Origin of the sequence: Gaetbulibacter sp. S0825 (assembly GCF_011777505.1) — a bacterium.
Taxonomy (GTDB): Bacteria; Bacteroidota; Bacteroidia; order Flavobacteriales; family Flavobacteriaceae; genus Pontimicrobium.
In genome coordinates this window covers 96,551-113,822 of sequence record NZ_JAATJT010000003.1, presented here as the reverse complement: position 1 = coordinate 113,822, position 17,272 = coordinate 96,551, and the positions used below count along the sequence as shown (strand labels likewise).

Here is a 17,272-nt window from a genome sequence, read left to right as displayed (position 1 = left end):
TTTTATAATTAACTATCAATTTTGTTGAGGTATTATAAGACATAATTCAGTAGTATTTAAGACATTTTTATCTTAAACTGACTTTTGTCATGTTTTTTACTTTTTTCGTGAGTTACTTTTGAAAAAGACAAAAAGGTCTTTTTTATAAATCAAACTAAAAAACCAATTAACATGTTATCTAAAAAACAAGCAAGAGCTTTCTTTCTAGGCGGTACCTTGGTAACATTTTTAGTATTCATCGGTTTGACTGTGTATTCTTTATCGTTGTCACAGGATCAATCTAACCATGAAAATATTACTGAATCTGTTGTTCGAGGAAAAATAATCTGGGAAGAGAACAATTGTATGGGCTGCCATACAATATTAGGAGAAGGAGCATACTACGCTCCAGAATTAACTAAGGTTATAGACAGGCTTAACCAAAAGTATGATGGACAGGGAGAAGAAGTCATTAAAAGTATTTTAATGTCAGAAGTTCCATGGCAGCCAAACGGAAGAAAAATGGTGGCCTATAGTATGACTGAACAAGAAGCAGAAGATATGATTGCCTTTTTTGAATGGATAGGCGAAATTGACCTTAATGGCTTCGATAGAATTGTATCTCCACTAGCAAAAGATAAAATCAATAACTAAACTAACTAATCATGAAATATAAATCACAAAAAGTTGCCTATTGGTTTTTTGCCCTTTCAATGCTATTACTAGTATTACAAATAGTATATGGCTTTGTAATGGGTTTTGCTAGAATAGGCCTCGACAATTTACACGACTTCATTCCTTTTAACACAGCTAGAGCTGTGCATACTAATTTGTTAGTTGTATGGTTATTATCTGGTTTTATGGGAGCTGCATATTATATTATTCCTGAAGAAGCTCAACGCGAATTAGTGAGCGTAAAATTAGCTTATGTTCAATTAATAAGTTTAGCAGTTGTTGGTGTGGTTGCTATAGTAGGTTACCATTTTAACTATTGGGAAGGAAGAAAATTTTTAGAAATACCAAGGCCATTAGATTTCTTGGTTGTAGCAAATGTTCTATTATTTTTAGGACTCATTCTCGTCACACTTTTTAAAGGAAAACGAAGAACAACAACAGCATTAGTTCTATCTATGGGATTATTGTTTGCTGCTTTGTTATACTTACCAGGTATGCTGCCATTTGATAGTCAAGTAACCGATTCATTTTTTAGATGGTGGGTTGTACACTTATGGGTAGAAGGTGTTTGGGAGTTAATTATGGGAGGTATTTTATCTTTCTTATTAATTAAACTTACTGGAGTAGATAGAGAAGTTATAGAAAAATGGCTGTATGTAATCGTTGGATTAACATTCTTATCTGGAGTATTAGGTACAGGACATCACTACTATTACATTGGTGTAAATAAAATTTGGTTAATAGTTGGTGGTATATTCTCAGCACTTGAGCCTTTGGCATTCTTAGCAATGGCATTATTTGCAGTTAATATGTATAGAAAAGGAGAGAAAAAACATCCTAATAAATTAGCATTATACTGGACTTTAGGAGCTGCTATTGTATCCTTTGTTGGGGCTGGATTATTAGGTTTTGCACATACATTACCACAAACAAACTTATATACTCACGGAACACTAGTTACTGCAATGCATGGTCACTTAGCATTCTGGGGAGCTTACGGTATGATAGTATTGGCAATAATAAGTTATGCTTTACCAAATTTAACAGGACGAAAATTATATCAAAGTACAAGAGGGCGAGCAGCTTATTGGCTATCTAATATTGGTATGATTGGTATGACAGTGGCTTTTGGAGTCGCTGGTGTGGCTCAAGTCTATTTAGAAAGAAAATTCGGTATGGACTTTATGCAAGTGCAAGGAGAAATAAGTGTACATTTTGTCGTATTAATTCTATGTGCTACAATTTTTACAACAGGCATAGTGCTGTATGTAATAGATTTTTATAAGCATGGAAAACCTAATGATGAAGCATTAGAGCAAACAATAGATTAAATAAAATCAAATAATAAAATGAAAAACTTAAAATTTTTAGTAATAGTTCTTATTGCTTTAACATTTAGTTGCAAAAGTGATAAAAAAGGAGGGTCGGATTATTCAGTAACTAAAAGTGACTCCGAAGATATAGCGGCAGTTAGAGTTTCTGATGAAGAAATGAAAAGAGGTAGTGAAATCTACTTTGATAGATGTGCAGGTTGCCATGGCTCAAGTAGACTAGGGGCAACTGGTACGCATTTATTGCCAGTTAGACCTGAAGGAAGTGATAAACCTGGTACCTTAGAGTTTGGAACAGATGGTCTTAAAGCATTTATTGAAAATGGTACTCCTGGAGGAATGCCAGAGTGGAAAGGAATTATGACTGATGAAGAAATAGAGTTGATGACTCGTTTCCTTCAAGTTGATCCGCCTGTAATTCCACCTTATGGAATTGGTGAAATCACCAATAGCTGGAATTTAATTGTTCCAGTAGCAGATAGACCAACCAAGCCAGAACATAATAGAAATATAGATAATTACTTTGGTGTAATTATGAGAGATGCTGGCAAAGTAGCCATTATTGATGGTGATACTAAAGAGCAATTAGCTGTTTTAAAAACAGGATTTGCAGTACACATTTTAAGAACATCGGCTTCTGGTAGATATATTTATTCAGTTGGTAGAGATGGTAGAATTACTATGATTGATACCTACACAAAATCGCCATCTATTGTTGCTGAGGTTAAAGGAGGTTTTGATGCTCGTTCAGTTGAGGTTTCAAAATTTAGAGGTTATGAAGATAAATACTTAGTATTTGGTGGATATAGCCCAAGTCATATTGCCATTTTAGATGCGCAAACACTAGAGCCATTAAGTGTGACTCCTACTGCTGGAAATGCTTGTGATGGTGATAAAGAGTATTTAGAAGAAGCTCGTGTTGCTTCAATTGTTGCGTCTCATACAGACCCTGTTTGGATTTGTAATGTAAAAGAAACTGGTATGGTTTGGATTGTAGATTACACAGACCCAAGAAACCCTGGTATTACTCAAATTCCTTCAGCTAGATTCTTGCATGATGGTGGTTGGGATTCTACAGGACATTATTTCTTAGTGGCTGCCAATGCAAGTAATAAAATTGTAGTTATTGACGTGCCAAATAAAAAATTAGTTAAAATTATTGAAACTGGTATCAAGCCACATCCTGGTCGTGGAACAAATATTAAAAACGATTTGGGTAATCTTTGGGTAACATCTCATTTAGGTGAAAACAAACTATCTTTTATCAAAACAAATCCTGGCGAAGGTCAATGGACAGTTGTAAAAGAAGTTCAAGCTACTGGAAATGGTGGTGGAGCTTTATTTGTAAAATCACATCCAAAATCCAAGCACCTTTGGGTAGATAGAACTTTAAATCCTAATGCTGAATTAAATTCTGTAGTAGATGTATTTGATACAAATACTTTAGAGTTGAAAGCTACACTCCCAGCACCAGAAGGTGTTGATGGTAGAGCTGTTCACATGGAATACAATAAAGCAGGGGATGAAGTTTGGGTGTCTTACTTTATGGGTGAGAATAGTGCTATTGTTATTTATAACGATAAAACCTTAAAAGTTAAAAAAATTATCCAAGGAGACTGGGTAGAAAACCCAACAGGAAAATTCAACGTTTACAATACCACAAACGATATTTATTAAAAACAAAGTCTAAATCATTCGGTAGTCGTTAACGACTACCGAATGATTTTAAAACACTAAATTATGAAGAATTATTTATATTCTTTAGGCTTGTTATTGCTTTTATGTAACCCGCTTTTTGCACAAACTAAACCTATAGATTCGACAAAAGTTGAGAAACTTGATGAAATTGTTATTACAGCACAATTTGCACCAACTACTGAAAAAAACGCGATTTATAGAGTAAAGGTTATCGATTTAAAAACTATTCAAGCGAAAGCAGCTACTAATCTTACTGACGTTTTAAGAAACGAATTAAATGTAGATTTATCATTTAATTCTGTGTTTGGAGCTGGTATTGAGTTAAATGGAATTTCCAAAGAAAACATAAAAATTTTAGTTGATGGTGTACCACTAATTGGACGTGTAAATGGTGTTTTAAACCTAAATCAAATTAATATTGATAATATAGAACGTATTGAGGTTGTCGAAGGTCCTGTTTCGGTTTTTTATGGAACAGATGCTATGGGAGGCACTATTAATTTTATCACAAAAAAAGAGCAATCTAAACCAATAATAGGAAGTTTAAATGCATATTATGAAAGCGTTGAAGCAAAAAACATCGATGCATCTTTAGGATATAAATTTGGAAAAAACCTAATTCGAGCAGAAGGAGGTTATTATTACTTTAATGGTGTTAACACCGATGATGAGTTTGATAGAACCCAGAATTGGCCAAACAAACATCAGTACCATACTAATGCAAAGTACATTAGAGAGCTAGGGGACTTTAAATTGCTTTTTTCCAGTAATTTCTCCGAAGAGGAAGTTAACACTTTAGGTGAAATTAGCTCTAGAAGCGGCACAGCAACAGATGTTGATTATACAACAAAGCGTTGGGATAATTCGCTTAACTTTCAAGGTAAATTAAAAAATCAAAATTATATCGATGTTACTTTATCATATTTAAATTATGACAGATTTGACACCTCTTATACGTACGACCCAGCAACTAATTCTTCAGAATTAATTGAAAATAACCCAAACGAAAACGCAAATTATTTCGACACGTTTTTCTCTAAAGCACAATATGCTAATAGTAATTTAGATAATAAATTAAACTACGTTATTGGGGTCGAGTTTGAATTAGATTATGCTAAAGGAAATAGAATTTTAGATGGTAAAAAAAATGTTAGTAATACCTCAATTTTTAGTAGTATTAATTATAAAATAACTGATGCATTTGAAATTCAACCAGCACTAAGATATACTTACAATAGTACATTTAATAGTCTTTTATCTCCAGCACTAAACTTAAAATATAAATTCAACAATCAAAATATATTACGTTTTGCCTATGGAAATGGCTATAGAGCACCAAGTTTAAAAGAACTGTATTTAGATTGGATGCCAACATTTGGACCAGTAACCTATACCTTTTCAGGAAACGAAAACTTAAAAGTAGAATCGTCACATAATTTTAATTTATACTACACATTCACAAAACAAATTAGTAATAGTAGCTCATTACAAATTGAACCTTCTTTTATATATAATGAAATAAAAAACCTGATAGGGTTAAGTGAGTTAGATGGTTTTGAAAGGCATTACGTCAACCTTAATAAAACAAAATCTTTAAATACTTCGATAGATATTAAGTACAAAGCATCTGACGATTTAAAGTTGAGTTTAGGATTCTCATATTTAGGCAGATATTTGGAATATACAGATACATTTAATTCTGATTCATTTCTATACACACCTTATGTAAACTCATCGGTTTCATATAATTACAAGCCTTTTGATTTAAGCCTTAATGCATTCTATAAATATTCAGGAAAGCGCAAAGGGCATTATATTGAAGAAGAAAATGGCGAAGATGTCTTAAAAGAGTCTACAAGAGAAGATTTCAACAACTTAGATGTATCGTTAACAAAAACATTTCTTCAAAATAAGCTGTCGATTTCCTTAGGAGGAAAAAATTTATTAGACGTAAAAGATATTGATACGTTTAATCAAATAGGTTCTGCTCACGAACGTAACATACAGTTTTGGGGAGCAACATATTACTTACAAACAAGATTTAATTTTTAATAATAATAGCAATGAATATAAAAGAAGATAACACAGTAGCCGAAATTGTAGTAAAAAACATAAAAGCTGCTCATATATTTAAAAAACATGGTATAGATTTTTGCTGTGGAGGAGGCATTACAATAGAAAAGGCGTGTGCAAAAAATAAGGCTAATTTTGATGAGTTAAAAGCTGAATTTGAGGCTTTAGACAGCAACTTAGATAGGTCTTATAATTACGATAAATGGGAGTTAGATTTTCTAATTGACCATATTATCAATATACATCATACTTATGTTGAAGAGAATATTCCATTATTAGTGCAGTATACAAATAAAGTAGCAAAAGTACATGATCATCATTATACCGAATTAATTGAAATTAACAATCTAGTTAGCGATGTTGTAAAGGAGTTGTCTGCTCATTTAAAGAAAGAGGAGTTAATCTTGTTTCCATACATTAAAAAACTCGTAAAGGCTTTTAAGGATGGTACCGAATTAGAAAGACCACATTTTGGCTCCATAGAGAATCCAGTTCAAATGATGTATGAAGAGCATGACCATGCTGGAAGCGTATTTAAAAGAATAGCAGTTTTAACTAATAATTATAATACTCCAGAGGGTGCTTGTAACACTTTTAAGGCTTTGTATTCTAAGTTAGAAGAATTTGAGCAAGACCTACATCAACACATACATTTAGAGAATAACATATTATTTCCTAAAGCAATTACATTAAAAAAACAAATTTCAAAATCGTTATAGTCATGAAAAAAATAATTTTAGCAGTAGCAACAATAATACTTTGTTTGCCAACAGTATTGGCTCAACAATTAGATATTTCAGCAGAGTTAAGGCCACGCTATGAAAACAAACATGGTTTTGGTACACTTCTTGAAACTGACGCAGATGGTTCTAATTTTATATCACAAAGAACTAGGCTTAATTTCGATTTTAAACAAGACAACTTAATATTTAAACTCTCCATGCAAAACGTAAGGGTTTGGGGGGATGTTAGTACATTGGCTAGCGATGATAATGCGACGGCTTTACACGAAGCTTGGGGTGAAGCATTATTTGGTGATGGAATATCTTTAAAACTTGGTCGTCAAGAAATCTCTTACGATGACCAAAGAATTTTTGGTAGTGTAGGTTGGGCGCAACAAGCTAGAAGCCATGATGCATTTTTGTTTAAATATGCACCAAATGCCAATAACAGATTGGACATTGGTTTGGCTTTAAACTCTGATTCTCAAAGTAATTTAGATAATTTGTATAGTAATGCTGCTGGTTACAAAACCTTCCAGTATGCGTGGTATCATGGTAATTTTGACAATTTAGGTTTAAGCGTATTACTTTTAAATACAGGAATAGAATATTTAGATAGTAGTACCGACCAAACTATAGATTATATGCAAACCATAGGTTCGCGATTAACTTATAAGTTTGATAAGTTTAATGTTGATGGAGCTGCATATTTGCAAGCAGGAAAAGCAATCGATAATGATGTGAGTGCATCTAATTTTACAGGAAACTTAGCATATAAAGTATCTAGCGATATTTCGTTAGGTATAGGGTATGAATATCTTTCAGGGAAAGATCAAGATGATGTCGATTCAGATATAAAATCATTTATGCCTTTATTTGGAACTAACCATAAATTTAATGGCTTGATGGATTATTTTTATGTAGGTAATCATGGTGGATCAGTAGGACTTAATGATATTAGCTTCACATTTTCTTATCAAAAAGATAAATTTTCGGCTAAATTAGTACCACATTTATTCTCATCGGCAGCAGATATTTATGATGGCTCTACGAAAATGGATAATAATTTAGGAACCGAAATAGACCTTACATTTGGATATAAGCTATCTAAAGACATTACATTAAATGCTGGCTATTCTAAAATGTTAGCGACCGATTCTATGGAAATATTAAAAGGAGGAGATAGCGACGAAAATAACTCTTGGGCTTGGTTAATGTTTACTTTTAAGCCAAAATTATTTTCAACTCAACAACAATAAAACAAAAGCAATTGAATACTATAGCACCATATTACCTTCCAATAGGAAAAGAAGTAGAAGTTTTTGAAAAAACCTATTTAAACAAATTGCCATTTTTGTTAAAAGGTCCAACAGGGACAGGAAAGTCACGATTTATAGAGTATATGGCTCATCAGTTAAATAAGGAGCTTATTACAGTGTCTTGTCATGAAGAAACCTCCTCAACCGATTTAATTGGACGCTTCATTATAAAAGGAGCAGAAACAGTTTGGTTAGATGGTCCATTAACTTCAGCTGTAAAAAAAGGAGCTATTTTGTATTTAGATGAGGTTGCAGAAGCACGTCCTGATGTAATTGTGGCGATACACTCATTAACAGACCATAGACGTGAATTGTTTATAGATAAGCTAGGTGAAACTGTAAAAGCACACGAAGATTTTTGCTTGGTTGCGTCGTTTAACCCTGGTTATCAAAGAGGTTTTAAAGAGTTAAAGCCATCAACGAGACAGCGTTTTGTAGCTGTGTCGTTTGATTATCCTGATGCAAAAACTGAAGCAGAAATTTTGGTTTCAGAAACTGGAATTGACGCACCAACAGCTAAGAAATTAGTAAATATTGCTACTAAAATTAGAAATCTAACTGAACTTGGATTAACCGAAACGGTATCTACGCGTTTATTAGTGGATGCAGCTAAATTAATCCATAGTGGGTTGCCTAAACGTTTATCTGTTCACGTGGCAATAGTAGAGCCATTAAGTGATGATTTTGAAGTGATAACTGCGTTAAAAGACTTATCAGATTTAATGATATAATGTATGTTTGAGTTTGAGCCAGATGAATATATATTTACAAAACTTGCGTACTATTTTAAGCGTAAGAAGAAAGAGAAGCTAGAACAGATTTCCCATACTGTTAATTTGTATGATATTAAACCAAGATTAACTCTAGTAGCTCGAGCAATTACAGGTAAACCAATTGAAATATATGAAGCTGAAAGGGAAGGAGGGTATAAAAACAATAATTTCTTCCTTCCTAGTAGCTTTTCAGAATTTAAAGAGGTAGATTTAAATATATCCTTTTATCTTTTTCGTGTATTATATCTCTCTGTTCAGAAACAATTTGACTTAAATTGGATTGAAAAAAGTCCAGATAACTTAGAACTTTCAAGACAGAAAGCAATGGAGAGTTCTACAAAAGTTTTAGAGCAACTCTTTGATGAGTTTCCATCTTCAAAAAACATTCATAATGTACTTGTTGAGCATTATAAAAATCAGGTTAAAGATATTTCTAAGCTAGACCTTACATATGTTTATGGCAAATGGATGAAAAATAACCCAGAAGCAGATTCAGAGAATACGCTCGAGAATTTTTCAGAAAAGGTAAAAACAAAAGAAGAAGACATTAAAACAATTCTTAAAGCAAATGCAGTAGAAGAAATTGTGTCGGTTGAAGTAGATGAAAAACAACTTGAAGATGCAGTATTGCAGCATCAATTTGAAAAAGTTGAAACGGCCGAAGAATTTGGAGGCAATTGGCGAGATATGGATGGTGATGATGATTTGGATGATCACTCAAATGCCCTAGAAGACCTCAATATGAAATATACAGTTAGGGTAGATGATACAGCACACTCTGTCTATCAAGCCGATTTTATTGAGAACACAACTATTTCAGAAAGTGCTGAAACTGATGCTCAAGGGTTTCATTTAAAATACGACGAATGGGATTTTAAAACTCGAACCTATAAACCAGATTTCTGTAAGGTCTATCCAAAATCGATTCTAAAAACCAATCCAGAATATTACAAAGAGACTATTTCAAAAAATAGCTCAACGTTGTTGGGTTTACGTAAGTTATTGTCTAATGTTAATAACAGATTTCAACAGCAACGACGACAACATCAAGGCGACGAGTTTGATATTGATGCTATTACCGATTTGTTTGTAGATGTGCATACAGGGCACACACCATCTGAGAAGATTTATTTATCAAATAGGAAGAAAGAAAAAGACCTTTCTATTTTGCTCTTGCTGGATGTTAGTTTGTCTAGTGATGGTTATGCAGCAGGAAATAGAGTCATAGATGTAGAAAAACAAGTGTCCATACTTTTTGGAGAAATTTTAGATGAATTTAATATCGATTTTTCTATCAACTGCTTTTATTCAAAAACCAGAAACTACTCAAATTATATTACTTTAAAAGGTTTTGACGAAGATTGGAACAAAGCAAAATTTAAAGTTGGAGCTGTTGAGCCTAGTGGTTATACACGTATTGGTTCGGCATTGAGACATTCTGGAGCATTATTAGATACAAGAGACACCAAAAATAAATGGGTTATTTTGATTTCTGATGGTAAACCAAATGACTACGATAAGTACGAAGGAAAATATGGCGTTAATGATGTTAAACAAGCTTTGCGCGAGTTAAATGAGCGACAAATAAATTCGTATGCATTAGCAATAGAAGCTCAGGCAAAGTATTATTTACCGCAAATGTTTGGGCAAAATCATTATCAAATTCTAACCACACCAGTTGAGTTGTTGCAATCGCTTGTAAAGTTGTATGAAAAAATTAAACATCAATCATGAAGCAATTAGTGTTTGTTGTATTGTTAGTTTGTTGTTCTTGTGTAAAGCAAGAAAATATAACTAGTGTTATTCTTGAAAATGAACAGATTAACACCGAGGTTATTAAATCTTTGAGCAATTCTGAAAGAGCACTACTATCTTGGTATTTATATGCTTACGGTAATGCATGTGAAGAAAATTCTACAAAATATAAATGCCAAATACTAAAAGACTTAAACATTGATGATGAATGTGATTCTGAGCATTTAAATAATTTATTACAATGGTTTTCTAAAGATATGTTAGCGCCTTATAAACTCAAAAAATGCCCTAATATAGCTTCAAACTCAGCAATTCAAAATACGTTTAATAAAATTATTTTGGTAAAAGAAGGTGACACACTTTCCATAGATTATAACATAATGGGAATGAATAATAGCCAAGAAAAATCTTGGAATTTTGATGGAGTTGATAAATACTTAGTAGAAAAGAATACTCTTGTGAAAATCGCTAAGAAATAACTGAAATTTTTGTAACATTTCTTATAAACTTGCGTCAAACAAGTACATCAATCAAATTAATCTAAAAATCATGAGAAAAGAACATTACATAGCAATGAGAGAAGATAGGCAACTTATAGTGCTAACGCATTTAAGTCAGTTAATCACCTTAGTTATTGGTTTTGGAAGTTTAATACTACCATTAATTTTATGGGCAACGAATAAAGAGCGTGTTTATGAAATGGATGATCATGGCAAAAGTATCGTAAATTTTCAATTGAGTATTTTAATTTACTCCCTTATTTGTATTCCGTTGATACTGTTATTAGGTTTAGGAATATTAGGTTTAATTGTATTAGGGATTATATCATTTGTTTTTCCAATTGTTAATGCCATAAAGGCTAGTAACGGTGAAAAACCAAGTTATCCAATGTCAATTCAATTTATTAAATAATATAAAGACGTATTATCTCTTAGTTTTATTAGTTAGTTAGTTTATTAGAGATAAAAAAAGCTCACTTTTTAGGAAGTGAGCTTTTTGTTTTATATAAGGTTGGTATTGTTGAATATTAATTATTCAACATTACAGGCATTACAAGCATGGTTACATTTTCACCTTCATCTAAGCCATCAATTGGCGTTAAAATTCCAGCTCTATTTGGCAAACTCATTTCTAGTTGTACTTCGCTTGCACTAAGGTTACCTAACATTTCGCTTAAAAAACGCGAGTTAAAGCCTATTTGCATATCGTCACCTTGGTAATCACAAGTTAGACGCTCTTCGGCTTTGTTGCTGTAATCAATATCTTCAGCAGATATGTTTAATTCTGCTCCTGCAATTTTTAATCTAATTTGGTGTGTTGTTTTATTTGAGAAAATAGACACACGTTTTACAGAGTTTAAAAATTGTGTTCTAGCTATCGTTAATTTGTTTGGATTCTCTTTTGGTATTACAGCCTCGTAATTTGGATATTTGCCATCAATTAAACGACAAATTAACACAGAACTGTCAAACGTGAATTTAGCGTTAGAATCGTTGTATTCAATTAGCACATCTTCATCGCTTCCTGCTAGAATTCCTTTTAAAAGATTTAAAGGTTTTTTAGGCATAATGAATTCCGCTGTTTCATTGGCAGACACATCACTACGTGTGTATTTTACTAATTTATGAGCATCAGTTGCAACAAAAGTCAAACTTTCTGTTGAAAATTGAAAGAATACACCACTCATCACAGGTCTTAAATCGTCATTTCCAGCAGCAAAAATGGTTTTTGAAATAGCATTAGCTAGTACATCGCCAGAAAGTGTCGTAGAACTTGGGTTTTCAAGAGCTACTGCTTTTGGAAATTCCTCACCATTAGCATAAGCCAAAGCATATTTACCATGGTTAGAGCTTATTTCTACTGTGTTGTTTTCTTCTACAACAAAAGTTAATGGTTGCTCAGGAAATGTTTTTAAAGTATCTAGTAATAATTTTGCAGGTATTGCAACACTCCCTTCACTATCGCTTTCAACATTTATGGTTGAGGACATTGTTGTCTCAAGGTCACTAGCTGAAACTGTTAACTTAGAGTTGTTAAGTTCAAACAAAAAATTATCTAAAATAGGTAAGGTATTCGAGCTATTAATAACGCCTCCTAAAACTTGTAATTGTTTAAGTAAATAGGTACTTGATACTATAAATTTCATGTATATCTTTCGTATAATTAGTTATTACAAATATATCTTATCGCTGCTTAAATTGGAAACAAACTTATTAACAACTAAGCGGCATATTTTTTCTTTCTAATAAAGTTGAAAGCAAAGCCAAAAAGTGCAAGTAAAATAAGTGGTAATGCGATATTTACAATTTGCCATTTGCTTTTTTCGGCTGAAATTTTTTCCGAATCCATAAAAGCAACTGCAATTTCTTTAGAACGAATGTTTATAAGTCCGTCATCATCCAATAAATAGTTGATGCTATTTAGTAAAAATTCTTTGTTTCCATACATGCGTCCTGTCCAAGCATCAAAACCTAATTCTAAGGGACCACTTCGTCTTATTTCATTCTTTATTACATCGCCATCTGCAATCACAATCATTTTTGTCGAGACACTTGTGGATTTGTCATCTGTTAACTCAAAAGGTTTTACACGATTGTTATAAACTGAGGTGAATTCTCCTTCTAAAAGCACTGCTAAATTCTGATTACCATTATTGTAAGTGCTTCTATCTGGTTCTTGGGTAATACTTTCTAAACTAATTTCTTTTGGAACACCAACCAATTTTGACAATGGTGAGCTTTTTAAGAGTACAGTTTTTGAAACTGAATTTTTTAATGTATCAATCTGATTGGCAAAATCAAACTTCACCAAATTTAAATTATTACCAATGGGATGGTTGCTATTTCCTGAAGCTAAAGGCGAATATTGCCATTGTACAGGTTGAAATTGTGCCTCACTACCTTCACCAATAGCTAACGCAATAGGAGCAGAGTACATGTCGTTTACCAAAACAGGATTTATACGAACGCCATATTTAAAGAAGAAATCGGTTAAATTTAAATCCCTAACTGTGGCAAAACTCACACCAGATTCGTTATAAAGACTGTCCTTGTCCATAGTCACTTTATCAACTAACCATAAACTTTTACCACCATTCATGGCATATTGGTCAAGCACATATTTTTCTTGTTCTGTAAATGCTTCTGTTGGTTTTGCAGATACAATTAAATCGTAATTTTTTAAATCGTTGAGTGTTTTTTTCGGATTACTCGCAACGCTATCTAATGTGAAAGGTGCTGTTAAATAGTATTGACCAATCGTCTTGACAAAGTCCGCTATATAACGATTGTCAAGCTGTCCATTGCCTTTTAAAACAGCAACTTTTTTACTCTTAGGGTTTATTAATTTATTAAAACCATCGGCAAAAGCATATTCTAAATGCTGAATAGAATTGGCTACTTTTTCTTCGGTTGAAGCACCAATATTATTCTTTAAAAGCGAAATCTTTACGGTTTGGTCGTTATAACTAGCCAAAGCCCAAGGGAAAATGACTTCTTGAGTTGTTCTTCCGCTTTCTTGCACATTCAACTGCATTGGTGTTAAGCCTCTTTCAGACAATTGCTGAATATTTATATTTCTATTCGCTTCATCTGCAATGGGATTGATAAAACCAAAGTTGATGTTCTTGTTTGTATTACTGAACTCTTCTAGTAATTGTTGCGTTTCAGTTTTTAAACGTCTAAATTCTGAAGGGAAACCATCGCCTTCTAAAAACACATCGATAATAATTGGGGAATTTACATCCCTAACTAATTGTTTTGAAGCTTCGCTTAAGGTGTAACGTTTGTCTGAAGTTAAATCGAAACGTTTATACATTGAGTTTGAAAAAATATTCACCACAAAAAGACCAAAAAGCAATATAGATAAGGTAATCCACTCTTTTTTAACGATATTTTTATTACCAACTTTTACAATGGTGAGAGCAAGAAAAAATATAGTCACACTTACAAAATATAAGACATCTCTTGTGTCAATAACACCACGACCAATACTTTTAAAGTGGTAATTCATGCCTAATTGTTCTACAAAGGTACTTGTAGCAAAATCGGCAATTGCATCAAATCCGTAATAAAAGAAAAAACTTATAGCAATAGCAGTAATAAAAGCTACTATTTGGTTATCAGTTATGATTGACGCAAATATCCCAATAGACGTATAAGCTGCAATTAGAAACAGTAAGCCAAAATATGAGCCAATTGTGCTTCCCGTATCTAAATTCCCAATAGGATTTCCTAATTGATATACTGTGTAAACGTAAAGTAGCGTTGGGAGTAAGGCTATAAGAATAAGTACAAATGCACCTAAATATTTACCTAAAACTATATTGGTATGCGATATAGGTTTGGTAAGTAAAAGTTCTAAAGTGCCTTGTTTTTTCTCATCGCTAAAACTTCGCATACACACCGCAGGAATTAAAAAAAGCAATATCCAAGGAGCTAAAAAGAAAAAGGATGATAAATCGGCAAATCCATAGTCTAAGACATTGAACTCACTTTTAAACACCCACAAAAACAACCCATTGGTCAATAAAAAAATAGCAATAACTAAATAACCAATTGGTGAGGTAAAAAACGACTGAATTTCTTTTTTAAGGATTGCAAACATTCTCTAGTTTATCTGTTTATTTGTTGATGGTTTTTTTTGTTAACTAATTATTATGACGAATATATAATTTATTTATTGCTTACTAAATATTGCGATAGTTTACTTTAACGACACAATTTTATCCACACTCCAAGCTTGTGGTTTATCATTAAATAGTGTTTTGGTTTTAGACCAAACGTTTTTAAATAACTCAGAGGTTCTATAATTTTCTAAATCTGCTTCATCATTCCAGTAACTATAAGTGAAAAATATTGATGGATTGTCTTTGTCTTGATACAATTCTAAGAAGCGGCAACCAGGAAAATTTCGTATAGATTCTTTGTGTAAATGAAAAACATTTAAAAAGCTATCAATCAAATCTTTATCAAAACTCATCTTAACTATTCGTACAAACATAATTATTCTTTTAAAAAGTTTATAGTTACAGTATCCATCATCGTTAATCCCATAAGTGTAGAGGCACTCCCAACTGTTGTGCTATTACTTTTATAAATGGCAATCTCTAAATAGTTTGACGAGTTAAAAACGACTAAAGATTTCCCTTCGTCATTGCGTTTGTCTTCTTCTATATCAAAGTTAACGACTTCACTATATTTAGAAAAAATGGTTCTGAATTTATAATTCCTCGCAGAAATTTCGAAAGCTCTTCCTTTTTGGATACCCTCAAAAAACTTTTTTCTAATATTGGTTACGACATTCCCATAATTATCAATATAGATAACATTTCCAATAATTTGATTTTTTTCATCATTTACAAACGGCATCAAATTTCTTATAGGTTTAATGCTGTCAATAGTTTTACCTATCACCTCCAATGTTCCTCCCCTTGATATGTGGCTAGCCACTTTTACAAATACATCGAGCACTGGAAAACTGGTTTCTATTTTATCGTGAATATTGATTTCTACAATTTTTTCTGGTGCAATAACCGAGCAAATCATGCTCATAATACCATTATTAGCACATATAAAATAATGACCATCCAATTTTACGGTAATATGCTTATTCTCTTGGTTTAACTCAGAGTCTATTCCAATAATATGGATAGTACCCTTTGGAAAACTACTGTAAGCATTTTGTATGACATAGGCAGCTTCTGAAATGTTAAACGGAGATATTGAGTGTGAGATATCAACAATTTTTACTTCAGGTTGCTCACTATAAATAGCGCCTTTAATTGCGCCAGCAAAGTGATCTTTCTCTCCAAAATCTGTTGTTAATGTAATAATTGCCATTGGCAAATTTGTTGATATTTTTTTTAACTAGTTTGCTAGTAATTTTTGTACTTTTGAGTCTTACAAAACTAATAAATCCAAAGTGATTTATCTTATAAAATTTTCAGCATTTGAATGAACTAATTATCGAGCTTGAAGAGATAAGCCCAAAAGAGTTTTTTGGTGCCCAAAACGCCAATATAGAACTTCTAAAAAAATACTTCCCAAAATTAAAAATTGTTGCACGAGGAAATAAATTAAAAGCTTTTGGTGATGAAGAATTACTTGAAGAATTTGATAGACGGTTAACCATGCTTATAACCCATTTTGGGAAATATAATAAGCTTGACGAAAACGTTATTGAGCGTGTTTTAACTAGCTTGACAAGTGATGATTATGCAACTTCTGAGGCTAGTGGCGAAGTATTGGTGCATGGTGTAGGTGGAAAGCTCATTAAAGCACAAACAGCAAATCAACGTAAACTGGTGGAGAGCATGCGTAAAAATGATATGGTTTTTGCAATTGGTCCTGCTGGAACAGGAAAAACTTATACAGGCGTTGCTTTAGCTGTAAAAGCCTTAAAAAATAAAGAAGTAAAGCGTATTATACTAACACGTCCTGCTGTTGAAGCAGGTGAGAATTTAGGATTTCTTCCAGGTGATTTAAAAGAAAAACTGGACCCTTATATGCAACCCTTATATGATGCTTTAAGGGATATGATTCCGCATGAAAAATTGGATGGATATATAGAAAAAGGAATCATTCAAATAGCACCTTTGGCATTTATGCGTGGTCGTACACTAGATAATGCCTTTGTGATTTTAGACGAAGGTCAAAACACCACACATGCACAAATGAAAATGTTCTTGACCAGAATGGGGAAAAACGCTAAGTTTTTATTAACTGGAGATCCTGGACAAATAGATTTACCAAGACGTACTATTTCGGGTTTAAAAGAAGCCCTATTAATTTTAAAAGACGTTGAAGGTGTAGGTATTATTTTCTTAGATGATAAAGATGTGATTCGTCATAAATTAGTTAAGAAGGTCATTGCAGCTTATAAAAATATTGAAAATAGAGAATAGAATCAGTTGGCAGTATGCAGTAGCAGTCAACAATAAAATTAGT

15 protein-coding genes are annotated in these 17,272 nt (G+C 32.5%); 11 read left to right on the top strand and 4 right to left on the bottom strand.

Features of this window, described 5'->3' with window-relative positions; all coding sequences use genetic code 11:
• Nucleotides 1–264 precede the first annotated feature (264 nt).
• From HB672_RS11695 to HB672_RS11650, 10 genes are all read left to right on the top strand, one after another.
• Nucleotides 265–633: a cytochrome c gene (locus HB672_RS11695; RefSeq protein ID WP_244306611.1), complete on the top strand. Its 369-nt coding sequence runs from the start codon at nt 265–267 to the stop codon at nt 631–633.
• Nucleotides 634–644: 11 nt separating this feature from the next.
• Entirely contained in the window at nt 645–1,985 is a 1,341-nt protein-coding gene (locus tag HB672_RS11690; protein WP_167769716.1) for a cbb3-type cytochrome c oxidase subunit I, read from the top strand.
• 18 nt (nt 1,986–2,003) lie between these two features.
• Nucleotides 2,004–3,662, top strand: coding sequence for a nitrite reductase (locus tag HB672_RS11685; RefSeq protein ID WP_167769715.1), 1,659 nt, complete (start codon nt 2,004–2,006; stop codon nt 3,660–3,662).
• Between the two features lie 63 nt (nt 3,663–3,725).
• Nucleotides 3,726–5,735 (top strand): TonB-dependent receptor, encoded by a 2,010-nt coding sequence (locus HB672_RS11680; RefSeq protein WP_167769714.1) that lies wholly within the window; start codon nt 3,726–3,728, stop codon nt 5,733–5,735.
• Between the two features lie 11 nt (nt 5,736–5,746).
• On the top strand, nt 5,747–6,475 hold the full coding sequence (gene ric, locus HB672_RS11675) for an iron-sulfur cluster repair di-iron protein (RefSeq protein ID WP_167769713.1): 729 nt from the start codon (nt 5,747–5,749) through the stop codon (nt 6,473–6,475).
• A gap of 2 nt (nt 6,476–6,477) precedes the next feature.
• On the top strand, nt 6,478–7,737 hold the full coding sequence (locus HB672_RS11670) for an alginate export family protein (protein WP_167769712.1): 1,260 nt from the start codon (nt 6,478–6,480) through the stop codon (nt 7,735–7,737).
• Between the two features lie 11 nt (nt 7,738–7,748).
• Nucleotides 7,749–8,528, top strand: a complete 780-nt coding sequence (locus tag HB672_RS11665; protein WP_167769711.1) for a CbbQ/NirQ/NorQ/GpvN family protein — start codon at nt 7,749–7,751, stop codon at nt 8,526–8,528.
• 3 nt (nt 8,529–8,531) lie between these two features.
• The gene (locus HB672_RS11660) at nt 8,532–10,304 is read left to right on the top strand and encodes a VWA domain-containing protein (protein WP_167769710.1); all 1,773 of its coding nucleotides are present in this window, start codon (nt 8,532–8,534) and stop codon (nt 10,302–10,304) included.
• Nucleotides 10,301–10,804, top strand: coding sequence for a hypothetical protein (locus HB672_RS11655; RefSeq protein ID WP_167769709.1), 504 nt, complete (start codon nt 10,301–10,303; stop codon nt 10,802–10,804). The genes HB672_RS11660 and HB672_RS11655 overlap by 4 nt, the downstream gene beginning before the upstream one ends.
• Nucleotides 10,805–10,898: 94 nt before the next feature.
• Entirely contained in the window at nt 10,899–11,237 is a 339-nt protein-coding gene (locus tag HB672_RS11650; RefSeq protein ID WP_167770191.1) for a DUF4870 domain-containing protein, read from the top strand.
• 115 nt (nt 11,238–11,352) lie between these two features.
• On the opposite strand, the gene dnaN is transcribed toward HB672_RS11650, so the two are convergent.
• The 4 genes from dnaN to HB672_RS11630 form a co-directional block, all read right to left on the bottom strand.
• Nucleotides 11,353–12,471 carry a DNA polymerase III subunit beta gene (gene dnaN / locus HB672_RS11645; protein WP_167769708.1) on the bottom strand — a complete coding sequence of 373 codons (1,119 nt, stop codon included), beginning with the start codon at nt 12,469–12,471 and terminating at the stop codon, nt 11,353–11,355.
• 74 nt (nt 12,472–12,545) lie between these two features.
• Complete coding sequence (gldG, locus tag HB672_RS11640; RefSeq protein ID WP_167769707.1) at nt 12,546–14,930, bottom strand: gliding motility-associated ABC transporter substrate-binding protein GldG; 2,385 nt, start codon at nt 14,928–14,930, stop codon at nt 12,546–12,548.
• Between the two features lie 99 nt (nt 14,931–15,029).
• On the bottom strand, nt 15,030–15,326 hold the full coding sequence (locus HB672_RS11635; RefSeq protein WP_167769706.1) for an antibiotic biosynthesis monooxygenase family protein: 297 nt from the start codon (nt 15,324–15,326) through the stop codon (nt 15,030–15,032).
• Nucleotides 15,327–15,328: 2 nt separating this feature from the next.
• Nucleotides 15,329–16,165, bottom strand: coding sequence for an SAM-dependent chlorinase/fluorinase (locus HB672_RS11630; RefSeq protein WP_167769705.1), 837 nt, complete (start codon nt 16,163–16,165; stop codon nt 15,329–15,331).
• Between the two features lie 110 nt (nt 16,166–16,275).
• Here HB672_RS11630 and HB672_RS11625 point away from each other — a divergent pair, with 110 nt between their 5' ends.
• Nucleotides 16,276–17,229 (top strand): PhoH family protein, encoded by a 954-nt coding sequence (locus HB672_RS11625; RefSeq protein ID WP_167769704.1) that lies wholly within the window; start codon nt 16,276–16,278, stop codon nt 17,227–17,229.
• The last annotated feature ends 43 nt before the right edge of the window (nt 17,230–17,272 follow it).